General features: G+C 64.8%; 12 protein-coding genes. 9 read left to right on the top strand and 3 right to left on the bottom strand.

Annotated features, from left to right (window positions below):
* The first annotated feature begins 535 nt into the window (after positions 1-535).
* The 9 genes from H620_RS0113830 (at position 536) to H620_RS0113870 (ending at position 12977) form a co-directional block, all read left to right on the top strand.
* Positions 536-1495, top strand: coding sequence for an AAA family ATPase (locus H620_RS0113830; protein ID WP_023379511.1), 960 nt, complete (start codon positions 536-538; stop codon positions 1493-1495).
* A gap of 4 nt (positions 1496-1499) precedes the next feature.
* Positions 1500-2444: a DUF58 domain-containing protein gene (locus tag H620_RS0113835; RefSeq protein WP_023379510.1), complete on the top strand. Its 945-nt coding sequence runs from the start codon at positions 1500-1502 to the stop codon at positions 2442-2444.
* Positions 2441-2935, top strand: a complete 495-nt coding sequence (locus H620_RS0113840; protein WP_023379509.1) for a DUF4381 domain-containing protein — start codon at positions 2441-2443, stop codon at positions 2933-2935. Before H620_RS0113835 ends, H620_RS0113840 begins: the two co-directional genes overlap by 4 nt.
* Positions 2928-4004, top strand: a complete 1077-nt coding sequence (locus H620_RS0113845) for a vWA domain-containing protein (RefSeq protein WP_023379508.1) — start codon at positions 2928-2930, stop codon at positions 4002-4004. The genes H620_RS0113840 and H620_RS0113845 overlap by 8 nt, the downstream gene beginning before the upstream one ends.
* Entirely contained in the window at positions 4001-5716 is a 1716-nt protein-coding gene (locus tag H620_RS0113850) for a vWA domain-containing protein (protein WP_023379507.1), read from the top strand. The genes H620_RS0113845 and H620_RS0113850 overlap by 4 nt, the downstream gene beginning before the upstream one ends.
* On the top strand, positions 5713-7338 hold the full coding sequence (locus H620_RS0113855) for a BatD family protein (RefSeq protein ID WP_023379506.1): 1626 nt from the start codon (positions 5713-5715) through the stop codon (positions 7336-7338). The genes H620_RS0113850 and H620_RS0113855 overlap by 4 nt, the downstream gene beginning before the upstream one ends.
* Before the next feature lie 169 nt (positions 7339-7507).
* Positions 7508-8746 carry an exonuclease SbcCD subunit D C-terminal domain-containing protein gene (locus H620_RS0113860; protein WP_027907511.1) on the top strand — a complete coding sequence of 413 codons (1239 nt, stop codon included), beginning with the start codon at positions 7508-7510 and terminating at the stop codon, positions 8744-8746.
* Complete coding sequence (locus tag H620_RS0113865; RefSeq protein ID WP_027907512.1) at positions 8743-12387, top strand: AAA family ATPase; 3645 nt, start codon at positions 8743-8745, stop codon at positions 12385-12387. Before H620_RS0113860 ends, H620_RS0113865 begins: the two co-directional genes overlap by 4 nt.
* Complete coding sequence (locus H620_RS0113870) at positions 12384-12977, top strand: glutathione S-transferase (RefSeq protein ID WP_027907513.1); 594 nt, start codon at positions 12384-12386, stop codon at positions 12975-12977. The genes H620_RS0113865 and H620_RS0113870 overlap by 4 nt, the downstream gene beginning before the upstream one ends.
* Positions 12978-13072: 95 nt before the next feature.
* On the opposite strand, the gene H620_RS0113875 is transcribed toward H620_RS0113870, so the two are convergent.
* The 3 genes from H620_RS0113875 to H620_RS0113885 form a co-directional block, all read right to left on the bottom strand.
* The gene (locus H620_RS0113875) at positions 13073-13252 is read right to left on the bottom strand and encodes a hypothetical protein (protein WP_023379501.1); all 180 of its coding nucleotides are present in this window, start codon (positions 13250-13252) and stop codon (positions 13073-13075) included.
* Positions 13253-13375: 123 nt separating this feature from the next.
* Positions 13376-14506 (bottom strand): lactonase family protein, encoded by a 1131-nt coding sequence (locus tag H620_RS0113880; RefSeq protein WP_027907514.1) that lies wholly within the window; start codon positions 14504-14506, stop codon positions 13376-13378.
* Positions 14472-14762: a DUF5629 family protein gene (locus tag H620_RS0113885; protein WP_027907515.1), complete on the bottom strand. Its 291-nt coding sequence runs from the start codon at positions 14760-14762 to the stop codon at positions 14472-14474. Before H620_RS0113885 ends, H620_RS0113880 begins: the two co-directional genes overlap by 35 nt.
* Positions 14763-14797 lie beyond the last annotated feature (35 nt).

Consider the following 14797-nt stretch of genomic DNA (forward strand, 5'->3'; position numbering starts at 1 on the left):
TGCGGCCCAGGAGGGGCCGTTCAGCGCGGTCCTCCCGGAGCAAGGCCGGAGTGAGGGAACCCCGGAGCGCAGCGTAGGGGCCGGATGATAGGAGCCAGACTTTTTTGGTTACTTTTGGGGCGTCTGCCAAAAAGTGACCCGCTGTAAGAGCGGAAAGGTGATTGAGCGTCACCTTGGCAAATGGAAGTGCTCACGCATCCAGAAACCAAAACTTCAAAGCACAGATTTAAGGGCGGCATTCAACTAACGTGATCACTCACCTTTTCGCCCCACTCCTATATATCCGCCCCCTACAGGATCACCTCGCCAATGTCTTGCTCCCGAAAACCCAAGCTCGACCTAATGACCCAATTGGCGATACCTGAACGACCGCGTACCCCCGAAGCAAAAGCAACACACAACGAGCACGACTGACTTTTCGAGAATTTTACCCACCGCCATTGGTCGCCACCCCCCCGGATAGATTAAAGTATCACCCCCTGCCCCAGGCACCCGCTCACAGCGCGCCCGGGCCCAATCCCAGGAACCGTCGCCGATGGAACACCGTGAAGCGCTGATCGCGCTGCGCACATTTCTTTCCTCCCAGATCCTAGGCCAGGAAAAACTGGTCGAACGTCTGTTGATCGTGCTCCTGGCCGATGGCCACATGCTCGTCGAGGGTGCCCCAGGCCTGGCCAAGACCAAGGCCATCAAAGAACTCGCCGAAGGCATCGAAGCCCAGTTCCACCGCATCCAGTTCACCCCAGACCTGCTGCCCGCCGACATCACCGGCACCGAAATCTACCGCCCAGAAACCGGTAGCTTCGTGTTCCAGCAAGGCCCGATCTTCCATAACCTGGTCCTGGCCGACGAAATCAACCGCGCCCCCGCCAAAGTCCAGTCCGCACTGCTCGAAGCCATGGCCGAACGCCAGGTCAGCGTCGGCCGCAGTACCTACGACCTGTCGCCGCTGTTCCTGGTCATGGCCACCCAGAACCCCATCGAGCAGGAAGGCACCTACCCACTGCCCGAAGCCCAACTCGACCGCTTCCTGATGCACGTGAAAATCGGCTTCCCCGACGCCGCCGTCGAACGCCGCATTCTCGCCCAGGCACGGGGCGAAGCCCTCGGCGGCGAGGCCAAGCCCGAGCGACGCGTCAGCCAGCAAGCAATCTTCGCCGCCCGCAAGGAAATCCTCGGGCTGTACATGGCCGACGCCGTGGAGGAATACCTGGTCCAGCTGGTAATGGCCACCCGCACCCCGGCCAAGTTCGACGCCGAACTCGCCGACTGGATCGCCTACGGTGCCAGCCCCCGCGGCTCCATCGCCCTCGATCGCTGCGCCCGGGCCCATGCCTGGCTGGCCGGGCGCGACTTCGTCAGCCCCGAGGACATCCAGGCGGTCCTGTTCGATGTGCTGCGCCACCGCATCATCCTGTCCTTCGAGGCCGAAGCGGCAGGCATCGACCAGGACCGCGTGGTCCAGCGCATCCTCGACGTCGTTGCCGTAGCCTGACCCCATGCCCACCACTCAGCTGGCCGAGCCCGGCATCCGCATTGGCCTAGCCGAGCTGATCGACATGCGCCACCGAGTACGCGAGATCCAGCTGTTCTCGCGCCCCGGCCAGCGCAGCCCACTGGTCGGCCTGCACCACTCCAAACTGCGTGGGCGCGGGGTGGACTTCGACCAGGTGCGCGTGTACCAGGCCGGCGACGACGTGCGCAACATCGACTGGCGCGTCACCGCACGCACGCAGGAGCCACACACCAAACTCTTCCATGAAGAACGCGAACGGCCAATCTTCATCCTCGTCGAACAAAGCCAGCGGCTGTTCTTCGGCTCGGGGCTGATGTTCAAATCGGTCTTGGCCGCCCAGGCCGCGGCGTTGTTCGGCTGGGCCGCGTTGGGCCATAACGACCGCATCGGTGGGCTGGTGTTCGGTGACAACGAACACCACGAAGTCAAACCCCGACGCAGCAAGCAAAGCCTGCTGCAACTGCTCAACCGTCTGGCCAAGGTCAACCAGTCCCTGCACACCGAAGCCGTGCCCCAGGCCGACAACCTCGGCCTTGCCCTGCGCCGGGCCCGCGAGGTGCTGCGTCCCGGTAGCCTAGCCATCGTCATCTGCGACGAACGCTCGCTGACCGACCAGGCCGAACAGCACCTGGCCATGCTTTCGCGCCATTGCGACCTGCTGCTGCTTCCAGTGTCCGATCCGCTCGACCACGCCCTGCCCGCCGCCGGGCTCCTGCGCTTCGCCCAGCGCAGCGCGCAGCTGGAACTCGACACCCTCGACGCCAACCTGCGCCAGGCCTACCGACAGCAAGCCGAAGCCCGAGTCGAGCGTTGGGAGCTCATGACGCAAAAATTGCGCGTCCTGATGATGCCGCTGAGCACTCAGAGCGAAATGATCGAACAGTTGCGCGAGTACCTGAATGCTCAGCGCCCTGGGAGCGGCAAATGAACCCGTTGGACCAACTGCAGCCTTTGATCGCGCCGCAGGCGATCGGCGTGTGGCCGCCCGCGCCAGGCTGGTGGTTGTTGCTCGCGATACTGCCGCTGCTCGCGTGGGCCATTTGGCGCCTGCGCCGCTGGCGCCCCGGCAAGCGTCCCATCGTGCGCGCCGAACAACCACTCGACCCGGTGCGTGTCGAGGCCCTGGCCGAACTGGCTCGCCTGCCGCGCCCCTACGACGGCGCCCCCGCAGGTGCCTGGCTGCAACAGATCAATGCCCTGCTCAAACGTTTGTGCCGCAACCACTACCCCGGCGCCAATAGCCATACCCTCAACGGGCGCCAATGGCTGGCTTTCCTCGACAACCGCTGCCCAGCCGCAGGCCTTACCCGCTGGATGGTGCTAGTCGAAGGCGCCTACAAACCCGAGTGCAAGCTCGACGACAAAGCCATCGCCGGGCTCAGCCAGGCGGTCGAAACCTGGATCCGCAAGCATGTTTGAGCTGGCCTGGCCGTGGATCTTCACGCTGCTGCCGTTGCCGTGGTTGGCGCGTCTGCTGCTGCCCGCCGCCGACAGCGGCGAGCCGGTGCTGAAGGTGGGCTTTCTCGATGAACTGGAAGGACTGGCCGGGCGCCGGGCGCGCCTGAACCTGCCAACCTGGCGGCAACAGGCGCCCTATGTCGTGATCTGGCTCCTGCTACTGTTCGCCGCCGCGCGCCCACAATGGCTTGGCGACCCGGTGCCGGTGGCGGCCAGTGGTCGTGACCTGCTGGTCGCCGTGGATGTCTCCGGCTCCATGGACTTCCCCGACATGCAATGGAAGGACGAGGACATCAGCCGCCTGGACCTGGTCAAGGCACTGCTTGGCGACTTCCTTCAGGACCGCGAGGGTGACCGGGTCGGCTTGATCCTGTTCGGCAGCCAGGCCTACCTGCAGGCCCCCCTCACCTTCGATCGGCGCACGGTGCGTACTTTCCTCGACGAAGCGCAAATCGGCATCGCCGGCAAGAACACAGCCATCGGCGACGCCATTGGCCTGGCGGTCAAGCGCCTGCGCGAGCGTCCGGCGCAGAGCCGGGTCCTGGTGCTGATCACCGACGGTGCCAACAACGGCGGGCAGATCCACCCATTGACCGCGGCACGCTTGGCAGCCCAGGAGGGCGTACGCATCTACACCATCGGTATCGGCGCGAACCCCGAGGCCAGCGGAACCCCTGGCCTGCTCGGCCTGAACCCGAGCCTGGACCTGGACGAGGCCTCGCTGAAGGAGATTGCCGAGATCACTCACGGCACCTACTTCCGTGCCCACGACGGCGCCGAACTGGACGCCATCGGCGACACCCTCGATCAACTGGAGCCCGTGGCCCAGCAACCGACCCAGGCACGCACGGCCAAAGACTTGTACGCCTGGCCGCTGGCCCTTGCGTTGTTGCTGAGCGTACTGCTGGTGGTTGCCGTGCAATGGCCGGACAACCGACTGCAGCGCCTGCTGCGCAAGCCTCGGTTCCTGCAGCCTCACCCGGAATGGCGCCAACGCCTGAAGCGCCTGCGCCTGAGGAGACGGCGATGATCGACCTTTGGCCACAATGGCTGCGCCCCCTCTGGCTGCTGGTACTGCCGCTACTCGGCTGGCTGATCTTCAAACTGTGGCACCGACGCAAACGCGCCGGGCGCTGGCAGATGATCTTGCCGCCCGCTTTCCATCCAGTGCTGCTAGGGGGCGGCACTGGCAGCACCAGCAAACTGCCATGGGTGGCCTTGGGGCTGGCCTGGTTCCTGGTGGTGCTGGCCTTGCTCGGGCCCAGCTGGCAGCGCGTGGAAGAAACCCGCCAGCGCCCCGCCGACCCATTGGTGATCCTGCTCGAACTGACTCCGCAGATGCTTGCCGAAGACAGCCCGCCCAACCGCCTGGAACACGCCCGGCGCAAAGTGCTCGACCTGCTCGAACACCGTCGCGACAGCCAGACCGCCCTCGTCGTCTACGCCGGCAGCGCGCACACGCTGGTCCCGCTATCCGACGACCTGGGCACGACACGCAACCTGCTCGAAGCCATCGACCCGTCGATCATGCCGCAGGCAGGCCAGCGTGCCGACCTGGCCGTACAAAAAGGCCTGTCGCTGCTGGCTCAAAGTGGCCTGGGCCAGGGTCGGCTGTTGCTGATTGGCTCGGCGCTTAGCGAACAGGAACGCCAGGGCATCATTCATGCCTTGGGCCGTCAGGGGCCGAGCCTGCTGATGCTGGGCATCGGCAGCAGTCAAGGCGCACCGGTGCGCCAGGCCAATGGCGAGTTCCTCAAGGACGATCAGGGCGGCATCCTGCTGCCGCGCCTGGACAGCGCCAGCCTCAAGGCCTTCATCAGCAGTACCGGCGGGCGCTATCGCCACGCCCGCATCGACGATCTGGACCTGCGTGGCCTGGGCTTGTTCGACAACCCCCGCGCCCTGCGCAACGACGGTCAAAGCGTGCAACTGGACAGTTGGGCCGACCAGGGTTACTGGCTGTTGCTCCCACTGTTGCTGTTGGCAGCCTGTGCCGGCCGGCGCGGCTGGCTGTTCTGCCTGCCACTGCTGCTGGCCGTGCCGCAGCCCAGCCAGGCCTTCGAGTTCAACGACCTGTGGCTGCGCCCCGACCAGCAAGGTCAACGCCTGCTCGAACAAAACCGCCCGGCCGAGGCCGCGCATCACTTCCAGGACCCACAGTGGCGTGGCATGGCGCTCTACCAGGCCGGCGACTTCGCGGGCGCCGCCCAGGCCTTCGCACAGAGCAACACTGCCGCGGCCCACTACAATCGAGGCAATGCCCTGGCCCGTAGCGGCGAGCTGGAAGCTGCCCTGGATGCCTACGAGCAGGCCCTGGAGCGACAGCCCGACCTCAAGGCGGCGCTGGACAACCAGGCGCTGGTCCAGCAACTGCTGCTGCAACGCGAAGCCAAGGGCGAGGAACCACAAGCCGACAACGATGCCCAAGGCACTCCCGGCAGCGACACCGAGGGCAACAGTAGCTCGGCCAGCAACCCGGCCCAGGGCACACCCGGCAACAGCGAACAGGCCGCCGAGGCACCCGGCGAGAGTAGTCAGAACGGTCAGACACCGCCCAGCACCCAGGGCGGTGACGACGACAGCGTTACCCAGGCGCCGCAACGCCCGGTGTCGACCAGCCTTGACGCAGAGCAACGCCAGGCCCTGGAACAATGGCTGCGAGAGATCCCCGACAACCCGGCGGAACTGCTGCGGCGCAAATTCTGGTATGAACAGCAATTGCATCAGGAAAATCCACGATGAGTCGCTTCGGCGTCTTTCTCCTTTGTCTGCTGTGGGCCCTGGTGGCCCAGGCCCAACCCAGCCTGCAGGCCAGCGTCGACCGCACTCGCCTGGAAGCCGGCGAAACCCTGGAACTGACCCTTGAAAGCCAGGATGTGACCCAGTTCGGCAAGCCTGACCTGCGTGCGCTGGAGGGCGATTTCGAAGTGCGTGGCACGCGCCAGTTGAACAGCCTGCACACCCTCGACGGCGAAACCCGTGCCAGCACCCGCTGGATCATCACACTGCTGCCACGCCGCAGCGGCAGCCTGGTCATCCCCGAACTGCAACTGGGCCAATCACGTAGCCAGACCATCGAGCTTCAGGTGGTGCAGGCCGACGCCAGCCGGACGGACAGCGCGGCCCAGGTATTCGTCGAAGCCAGCCTCGACAGCAGCGATGTCTACGTCCAGGCGCAGGCCGTGCTGACCGTGCGCATCTATCACTCGGTATCGCTGTACGACGACAGCAGCTTGAGCCCCCTGCAACTGGAGAGCGCCAAGGTCGAGCAACTGGGTGAGTCGCGCACCTACGAGAAGGACATCAACGGCATTCGTCATGGCGTGATCGAAACCCGTTACGCTCTGTACCCGCAGCAAAGCGGCACCGTGGACATTCCACCGCTGACCTTCACCGCCACCGCCGCCGACAATGGCCAGCAACCGGCTGGTAGCGCACGGGTCGGCCGCCAGCTGCAGGTCAGCTCGCTGCCGCTGCGCCTGAACGTGCGCCCGATTCCCACCGCCTGGCCTGCCGATACGCCTTGGCTGCCCGCCCGCAGCCTGAGCCTGGAAGAACACTGGAACCCTGACCCTGCGCAACAGAAGGTGCAGATCGGCGACTCGCTGACCCGCAACATCACCCTACGCGCCGAGGGCCTCTCAAGCACTCAGTTGCCGCCACTGCCAGCCACTGAAATCACCGGCTTGCGTCGCTATCCCGACCAACCGTTGCTGCGTAATGAAATCAACGAACGTGGCATGACCGCCAACCGCGAGGAACGCGAGGCACTGGTCCCAATCCACAGCGGCCAGCTGGCACTGCCGGCGCTGGAGGTCACTTGGTGGAACACCCGCGAAGACCATCTAGAGCACTCAAGCCTACCCGCTCGCAACCTCGATGTGCAGGACAACCCGGCACTGAGCGCCGAAACACCGGTGGGCGACACCCGCAGCGGCAGCACGCTGCTCTGGCCCTGGCAGCTGGCCACCTTGATACTGGCCCTCACCACGGTACTGGGCTTCGCCCTCTGGTGGCGGGCACGCTCCCAACCAGCGGTGTTGCGTGCGGCGCAGAATGGTCCGAGCCCCCGCACCTTGATGGACGACATCAAGCGAGCCTGCCAGGCCAACGACCCGCAGGCCACGCGCCAGGCGCTCGATGCCTGGGCACGCCAGCAACCGGAAACCCTGGCCGACATGGCCGCTCGGTTCGTGCCCTTGTCCGATGCACTGGACAGCCTGAACGGGGCTCTCTACAGCGAAAGCGGACAGTATTGGCATGGCGATGAATTGTGGCGCGCCATCGGCACCATTCCGCCGGCCGAACAGGTGTTGCCACCCGCTGGAGAGACAGGAAGCCTGCCGCCACTGTATCCCAAGTGAGGGGCTGGGGTGCCTGCCTTCAGTGCGCGGCGTCCTGGAGATCGAGCGCCGCGCGCGGGGCTCGATCCAACCGACACGGAACACCGCACGACAAACACCACGCCCCCCTGCTTGGGTTACCATACCGCCCTTTCCCTCGCTTGCCCGACTCGACACCAACAGGTCATCCATGCGTCTGTTTCACACCTCCGACTGGCACCTGGGCCAAAGCCTGCACGGCCAGGAACGCGACTTCGAACACGCCTGCTTCCTCGACTGGCTGCTGGGCCAACTACGGCTGCGCCAACCCGATGCGCTGCTGATCGCTGGCGATATCTTCGACACGGTCAACCCACCGGTCAAAGCCCAGGAGCGCCTTTACGACTTCATCGTCCAGGCCCATGAACAGCTGCCGAAGCTGGACATCGTGATGATCGCCGGCAACCACGATTCCGGCTCGCGGATCGAACTGCCCGCCGCGCTGATGCGGCGCCTGCGCACCCATCCCCTGGGCCGCGTGCACTGGCTCGACGAAGGCCAGTTGGATGCCGAGCGCCTGCTCATTCCGCTCACCAACGCCCGCGGCAAGGTCTGCGCTTGGTGCCTGGCCCTGCCCTTCCTGCGTCCGGCGGAAGTCACTGGCCCGCAGCTGGGTGACGATTACCTGCAAGGTATCCACCAGGTACACCAGCAACTGATCGGCGCAGCGCAGCAAAAACGCAAGAAAGACCAGGCGCTGATTGCCATCAGCCATGCACACATGGCCGGCGGCTCAGTCTCGGAAGACTCCGAGCGGAGCCTGATCATCGGTAATGCCGAAGCCTTGCCGGCCAAGCTCTTCGACAAAGCCATCAGCTACGTCGCCCTGGGCCACCTGCACAAGCCGCAGAAGGTCAACCGCGAGAACCGCATCCGCTACAGCGGCTCGCCGATCCCGCTGTCGTTCGCCGAGATCAACTACCCCCACCAGGTACTGGAGGTGGAGCTGGAAGGCACCGAGCTGATCAGCGTCGAAGCGCGCCCGGTGCCGCGCGCCGTGGCACTGCAGCGCCTGGGCCCCGCGCCGCTGGGTGAAGTGCTCCAGCAGCTCGCCGACTTGCCGATGATCGACTTGCTCGAAGACCCCAACCGCCAGCCCTGGCTGGAAGTGCGCGTACGCCTGGACGAACCGCAGCCCGACCTGCGCCAGCAAATCGAGCAGGCCCTGCATGGCAAGGCCGTGCGCCTGGTGCGCATCAGCGCCGAATACGCCGGCCGTGGCGAACAGCAGGACGATGACCAGGCCTTCGTGGAACTGGCGCAGATGACGCCGCAAGACCTGTTCAGCCGCGCCTGGGAGCAGGCCTACGGCAGCCCGGTGGACGAGCAGGCCCTGTCCGACTTCGCCCTGTTGCTGCAGGACGTACAGCTCGAAGAGGAACTGCCATGAAAATTCTCGCCATTCGCCTCAAGAACCTGGCGTCCCTGGCCGGTCCGATCGACATCGACTTCACCGCCGAGCCGCTGGCCAGCGCCGGCCTGTTCGCCATCACTGGCCCTACTGGCGCCGGCAAGAGCACCTTGCTGGACGCGCTATGCCTGGCCCTGTTCGGCAGCGTGCCACGGCTCGAAGACATCGGCCGTGAAGCCAAGGTGCCAGACGCCGAAGGCGAAATCCCCACCTCAGACCCGCGCAACCTGTTGCGCCGCGGCACGGGTAGCGGCTTTGCCGAAGTCGACTTCCTGGGCATCGATGGCCACCGCTACCGGGCGCGCTGGGAAGCGAACCGCGCCCGCGACAAGGCCAACGGCAAGCTGCAGAACAGCCGCCAGAGCCTGTACGACCTGGACAGCGAACAACTCCTGGGCAGCGGCAAGAACGAGTACAAGCAACTGATCGAAGCACGCCTGGGCTTGAACTTCGAACAGTTCACCCGCGCAGTGATGTTGGCCCAGAGTGAGTTCGGCGCCTTCCTCAAGGCCGACGACAAAGAACGCAGCGAGCTGCTGGAAAAGCTCACCAACACCGCCATCTACACCCGCCTTGGCCAACGCGCGTTCAGCAAGGCGCGGGAAACCAGCGAAGCCCACAGTGCCTTGAAAGACCGCGCCAGCCATTTGCTGCCCATGGCCAGCGAAGCCCGTGCCGAGCTTGACCAACGCCTGGAGCAGGCCCAGCAGCAGTTCAAGGCCGACCAGGCCCGCGAACGACAACTGGAGCAACAACGGGCCTGGCTTGTCGAACAACAGCAGCTGCAGGCCCAGCACAACGAGGCTGCGCAGGCGCTCAAGGATGCAGCACTGGCGTGGGAGCAGCTGTCCGGACAACGCGTCGACCTGCAGCGCCTGGAACGCCTGGCGCCGCAGCGCCACCAGTTCCATCGCCAGCAGACGCTGCAGGCGGCACTGGCACCGCTGGCCACCACCCTCAGCGAGCAGCAGCGCCAGCACAACGATCTGAACACCCGCTGCACCGAACTTGAGCAGGCGCTGGAAACTTCACGTCAGGCGTTGAGCCAAGCCCAAGGCAATCAGAGCGAAAACGCCCCACGCCTGCGCCAGGCTTTCGCCGAGCAGGACACCCTCGCCCGTCTGGCGCAAGAGCTGGGCAAGCTGCGCGAAACGCGCCAGCAGGCCGACCTGGCCGCCGGCGCGTTGCAGCAACAGGTGCAGCAACTCGATGAGCAGCAGCAACGAAGCCAGGAGCAACTGGCACGGATCGACGCCGCCCTGGCAGAGAGCGCTTCGCTGCACACGCTGAGCAACGCCTGGCAGGCCTACCGCCCGCAACTGCAACAGCTGCTGCAGATCGGCAACCGCCTCAGCCAAGGCCGCGAGGAGCTGCCTGGCTTGCAAGCCCAGGCCAGCCAGGCCAATGCCCAGCTGCAAGCACAGCGCGACGCCTTCGAGGTGCTGTTCCGCGAGGCTGGCGCAGAACCCCAGGCGCTGGCCGAGCAGCTCGACCTGCTGGGCGGCATGCTGCAGGAAAACCGTAAGCAGCAACGCGCCGTGGAAGAATTGTCGCGCCTGCACACCCGCGAGCAAGAGCTGCAGCAAGGCATCGCTTCGCTGCGCGAGCGTCAGCAACAGGCCCTGCAACAACGCCAGCAACTGATCGGCGAAGGCACCGCCGCCAAGACCGAGCTGGAAAACGCCGAACAAGCCTTGACCCTGACCCGCCAGTTGCTCGAACGGCAGCGCCTGGCACGCAACACCAGCGTCGAGGAGCTGCGTGGCCAACTGCGTGATGGCGAACCTTGCCCGGTGTGTGGCAGTGCCGAGCACCCGTTCCATCAGCCCGAAGCATTGCTGCATAGCCTCGGCCGACACGATCAGGCCGAGGAAGCGGCGGCAGTCGCATTGGTCGAACAGCTCAATGCCCGCCTGATCGAGCTGCGCACCCAGGTCGGTGTGGTCAACGGCCAGATCAAGGAATACCAGCATCAGCACGGGCAGTTGAGCGAACAATTGCAGCCGTTGGCCGAACAACTGGCCGCTCATGCCCTGTGGGCGGCGCTCAGCGCCCATGACCCAGCGGCCCGTGGTGCCTGGCTGGATGGCCAGCTGCGTCGCCTGGAGCAGGAGATCAGCCGGGACGAGAGTCGTCAGGCCACCCTGCTCGCGGTACAGAAAGAAGCCGCTCGCCTCAATCAGCAACTGCAAGCCGCCGGCGAAGCACAGCAGCAGGCACAGCAGCGCCTGGACCAGCAACACCAGGCGCTGGATGCGGATCAACAGCGCCTGGAGCACGCCCTGGCGGACTTCGCCAGCCTACTGCCAGCCGACATTCTCCAAGCCCTGCGCGACGAACCGGCGCATGCCTTCCTCAGCCTCGACCAGCAGATTGCCCAGCGCCTGCAGCAGCTGGAGCACCAAAAGGACGAGCAGCAGGAACAGCAGCAGCGGCTGCAGCAACTGGAACGGTTGCGTGACCAGCAGCAGACTCGTGTGCAACGCCAGCAAGAGCTGCAACAGCAAATCGATGGCCTGGCCGAGCAGATGGACAAGGCTCGCGCCGCACTGACTGAGCTGTTGGGGGTGCACCCAAGCGCCGAAGCCTGGCAACAGTCTCTTGAGCAGCAACTGGAGCAGGCCCGCGCGCTCGAAGCCCAGACCGCGCAGCATCTGCAGGATGCACGCACGCAAGCCTTGCAGTTGGCAGGCGAACTGAAGGCCAACGAGGCCCGCCGCCAGGCACTCGAACAAGAGCATCAGCAATTGCGGGGCGAGATCGCCCAGTGGCGCGCCGAGCACCCTGAACTGGACGATGCAGGTCTCGACCGCCTGCTGGCGCTGGATGATGCGCAGGTGATCGAGCTTCGCCAGCAACTGCAAGGTGCGGAAAAGGCCATCGAACAGGGCCGCGTGGTACTTCAGGAACGCGAGCAACGCCTGCAGCAGCACTCGGCGCACACCACGGTCGATGCATCAGCCGAAGAGCTGGACCAGGCCCTGGCCCAACTTCGCGAGCATCAGACCAGCTTTGAACAACAATGCGCCGAACTGCGCGCCCAGCAAGCCGATGATCAACGTCGCCAGCAGGCACACCAGGCACTGGCCGGCGAAATCGAGCAGGCCTACCAGCAATGGCAGCGCTGGGCGCGGCTCAATGCGTTGATAGGTTCGGCATCGGGTGACGTGTTCCGCAAGATCGCCCAGGGCTACAACCTCGACCTGCTGCTGCACCATGCCAACGCGCAACTGCGCCAACTGGCGCGCCGCTACCGCCTCAAGCGCGGCGGCAGTGCACTGGGCCTGCTGGTGATGGACACCGAGATGGGTGACGAGCTGCGTTCAGTGCACTCGTTGTCCGGTGGCGAAACCTTCCTGGTGTCGCTGGCCCTTGCACTTGGGCTGGCGTCGATGGCGTCGAGCACACTGCGCATCGAGTCGCTGTTCATCGACGAAGGCTTTGGCAGCCTGGACCCCGAGTCGCTGCAACTGGCCATGGATGCCCTCGATGGCTTGCAGGCCCAAGGGCGCAAAGTGGCGGTGATCTCGCACGTACAAGAGATGCATGAGCGCATTCCGGTGCAGATCCAGGTGCGTCGCCAGGGCAACGGCCTGAGCGATGTCGAGGTGTGCGGGTGATTCTCTACTCGTTCCGACGCTGCCCCTGGGCCATGCGCGCGCGTTTGGCCCTGCGCTACGCCGGCTGCGACGTACAGGTCTGTGAAGTGGCGATGAAGGACAAGCCGGCCGAGCTGCTGGCCCTGTCGCCCAAAGGCACGGTCCCGGTGCTCGATACGGGTAGTGCAGTGCTGGAGGAAAGCCTGGACATCATGCGCTGGGCGTTGCAACAGCATGACCCACAGGATTGGCAACTGCGGGGCGACCCCGCGGCAGCCCGGCAGGCCGAAGGGCTGATCGAGCGCAACGACCGAGAATTCAAGGCGCAGGTCAATCTATACAAGTACGCCGAGCGTCACCCGCAGCACTCGCGCCAGCATTACCGCCAGCAAGCCGAACCTTGGCTGGCGGAGCTTGAACAGTTGCTGCAAGCACGCCCCTACCTGCTCGCCGACCATCCCAGCCTGGCCGATGCCGCATTACTACCCTTGATGCGCCAGTTTGCCGGGGTCGAACCTCAGTGGTTCGCCGAGGCGGCTTATCCGCGAGTGCGGAGCTGGCTAGAGGGGTGGCTGGCATCGGACCTGTTCAAGGCGGTGATGGCCCGTTGAGCTTATTGGCCCTATCGCCGGCAAGCCGGCTCCTACAGATACGGCGGGGGCCCCAGTAGAAGCAGGCTTGCCGGCGATAGGGTCAATGCAGATGCTCAATGGGCATGCTTACCACTCAGTGCCGCATGAAAATGCGCACTTTGGCGCAGGTACTGCTCGGTATAGCTGTGGGTGGCCGACGCCTTGGCGCGGCTGTCGGCATGGGCATGCGCCGGCAGTACCACGGAGGCGGAAATGGCGGATGCGGCAATGACCGGGAAGAGATTGAAGTTCATCTGGGCTGACCTCGACTGCGGTGGTTTGACGTTGGCCCGTTTGGGCCTTGGGTCAAACTTACGCCGCTGAAGCCGCCTGCAGAAATTCATTGCGGCAGTAGCGAATATCACGCCGGTTGATAGTTACTCGACAAACTTCAGGTCCGAAGGCGCATCCTGTGGCAGTTTTTGCAAGGTCTCGCCGATCATCCCGCTACGTGGGTCGCGGCGCATCACCACGATCTGATTGCTCTTCTGATTGGCCACCAGCACGAAGTTGTCGCTTGGATCCAGAGCGAATTCACGGGGGTGGTCGCCTTCGACCGAGCGCCGTTGCAAGAACCTCAACTGGCCGTCGTCCTTGGCCACGCTGAACGCCACGATCTCGTTGGCCGCGCCTCGGTTGCTCACGTACAGAAAGCGCCCGTCGGCCGACAGATGCAACCCACCGGCCGCTTTCGCCTCGGGCTCCTGGCGCTCGGTCAGCGGCAAGCGCTGTCGCTCCAGCAGCGCACCATCCTGCACATCGAACATGACCACTTCTGCGCTCATTTCCAGCGTCAGGTAGGCATGACGTCCCTTGGCATCGAACAGCAGATGTCTAGGCCCGCTACCCGGCGGCAACGCCACCGAGGCGGGAATCGCCGGGCTCAGCGGATGCGTCGGGCTGGCACCGTCGTAGCGATAGATGAACACCTTGTCGGCGCCCAGGTCGCAGGCGTACAGGTGCCGCCCATCCGGCGACAGTACCAGTGCATGTACATGCGCACCGGCCTGGCGTTCGGGATTGACGCCACTGGCTTTGTGCCTGGCCTGCTGCACCACTGGCTTGAGCTTGCCGTCCTTGGCGACGGGCACCACCACCAGGCTGCCGCCTGGATCGGCTGCGACCGCGTAGTTGGCGACGAACAGGTAACGCTGGTCATGGCTGAGGCTGGCGTGGGTGGGTTCATCACCCTGCGTCGGCACCTGGTTTAAAGGCTTGATCACACCCTTGCTGCTGAGACTGAAGCTGCTGACGGTGCCTTGCGCGGTTTCGTTGACCGCGAACAACTGCCGGTGATCGGCCGACAGCACCAGCCACGAAGGACTTACGCTATCGACCACCTGCAAGGGAGTGGGGTCGATGTGACCGCGCTTGCTGTCGAAGTGATAACGGTAGATGCCTTGGCTGACGCCATCGGTATAGCTGCCCACCAACAAGGTCTCGGCGTGGGCGTCGATCAGAACGCTCATGCAACTAGCGACCAGTAGGCTCTTCCAGGTCCGATTCATCTTCGTCTTCATCCGAGGCACGAAAGGCACTCATACAGACTAGACGATGCTCGCCCTGGGCATCGTTGAGCTGCCACTGATCGCCTGAGCCCACAGCGGCGGCGACCTGTTCGGTGGTGAAACTCCAGCGGCGCATCTGACGGCCGTCCATGCACTCGACGGTGAGGCCAGTGGCGTCGAAGGTGAAATCGAAGGCGTGCAGACCGTCGATCAGGAGCATGTCGCAAGACTGGAGAGCGTTGGCGAGGGAAGACATGGGGGTACCCATTGGAAATGAGGCGGCATTATAGC

Source organism: Pseudomonas taiwanensis DSM 21245 (assembly GCF_000425785.1).
Classification (GTDB): domain Bacteria; phylum Pseudomonadota; class Gammaproteobacteria; order Pseudomonadales; family Pseudomonadaceae; genus Aquipseudomonas; species Aquipseudomonas taiwanensis.

Coding starts and splice junctions, on each gene's coding strand:
- H620_RS0113830 (WP_023379511.1), top strand. CDS start 536: ATGGAACACCGTGAAGCGCTGATCGCGCTGCGCACATTTCTTTCCTCC.
- H620_RS0113835 (WP_023379510.1), top strand. CDS start 1,500: ATGCCCACCACTCAGCTGGCCGAGCCCGGCATCCGCATTGGCCTAGCC.
- H620_RS0113840 (WP_023379509.1), top strand. CDS start 2,441: ATGAACCCGTTGGACCAACTGCAGCCTTTGATCGCGCCGCAGGCGATC.
- H620_RS0113845 (WP_023379508.1), top strand. CDS start 2,928: ATGTTTGAGCTGGCCTGGCCGTGGATCTTCACGCTGCTGCCGTTGCCG.
- H620_RS0113850 (WP_023379507.1), top strand. CDS start 4,001: ATGATCGACCTTTGGCCACAATGGCTGCGCCCCCTCTGGCTGCTGGTA.
- H620_RS0113855 (WP_023379506.1), top strand. CDS start 5,713: ATGAGTCGCTTCGGCGTCTTTCTCCTTTGTCTGCTGTGGGCCCTGGTG.
- H620_RS0113860 (WP_027907511.1), top strand. CDS start 7,508: ATGCGTCTGTTTCACACCTCCGACTGGCACCTGGGCCAAAGCCTGCAC.
- H620_RS0113865 (WP_027907512.1), top strand. CDS start 8,743: ATGAAAATTCTCGCCATTCGCCTCAAGAACCTGGCGTCCCTGGCCGGT.
- H620_RS0113875 (WP_023379501.1), bottom strand. CDS start 13,252: ATGAACTTCAATCTCTTCCCGGTCATTGCCGCATCCGCCATTTCCGCC.
- H620_RS0113880 (WP_027907514.1), bottom strand. CDS start 14,506: ATGAATCGGACCTGGAAGAGCCTACTGGTCGCTAGTTGCATGAGCGTT.
- H620_RS0113885 (WP_027907515.1), bottom strand. CDS start 14,762: ATGTCTTCCCTCGCCAACGCTCTCCAGTCTTGCGACATGCTCCTGATC.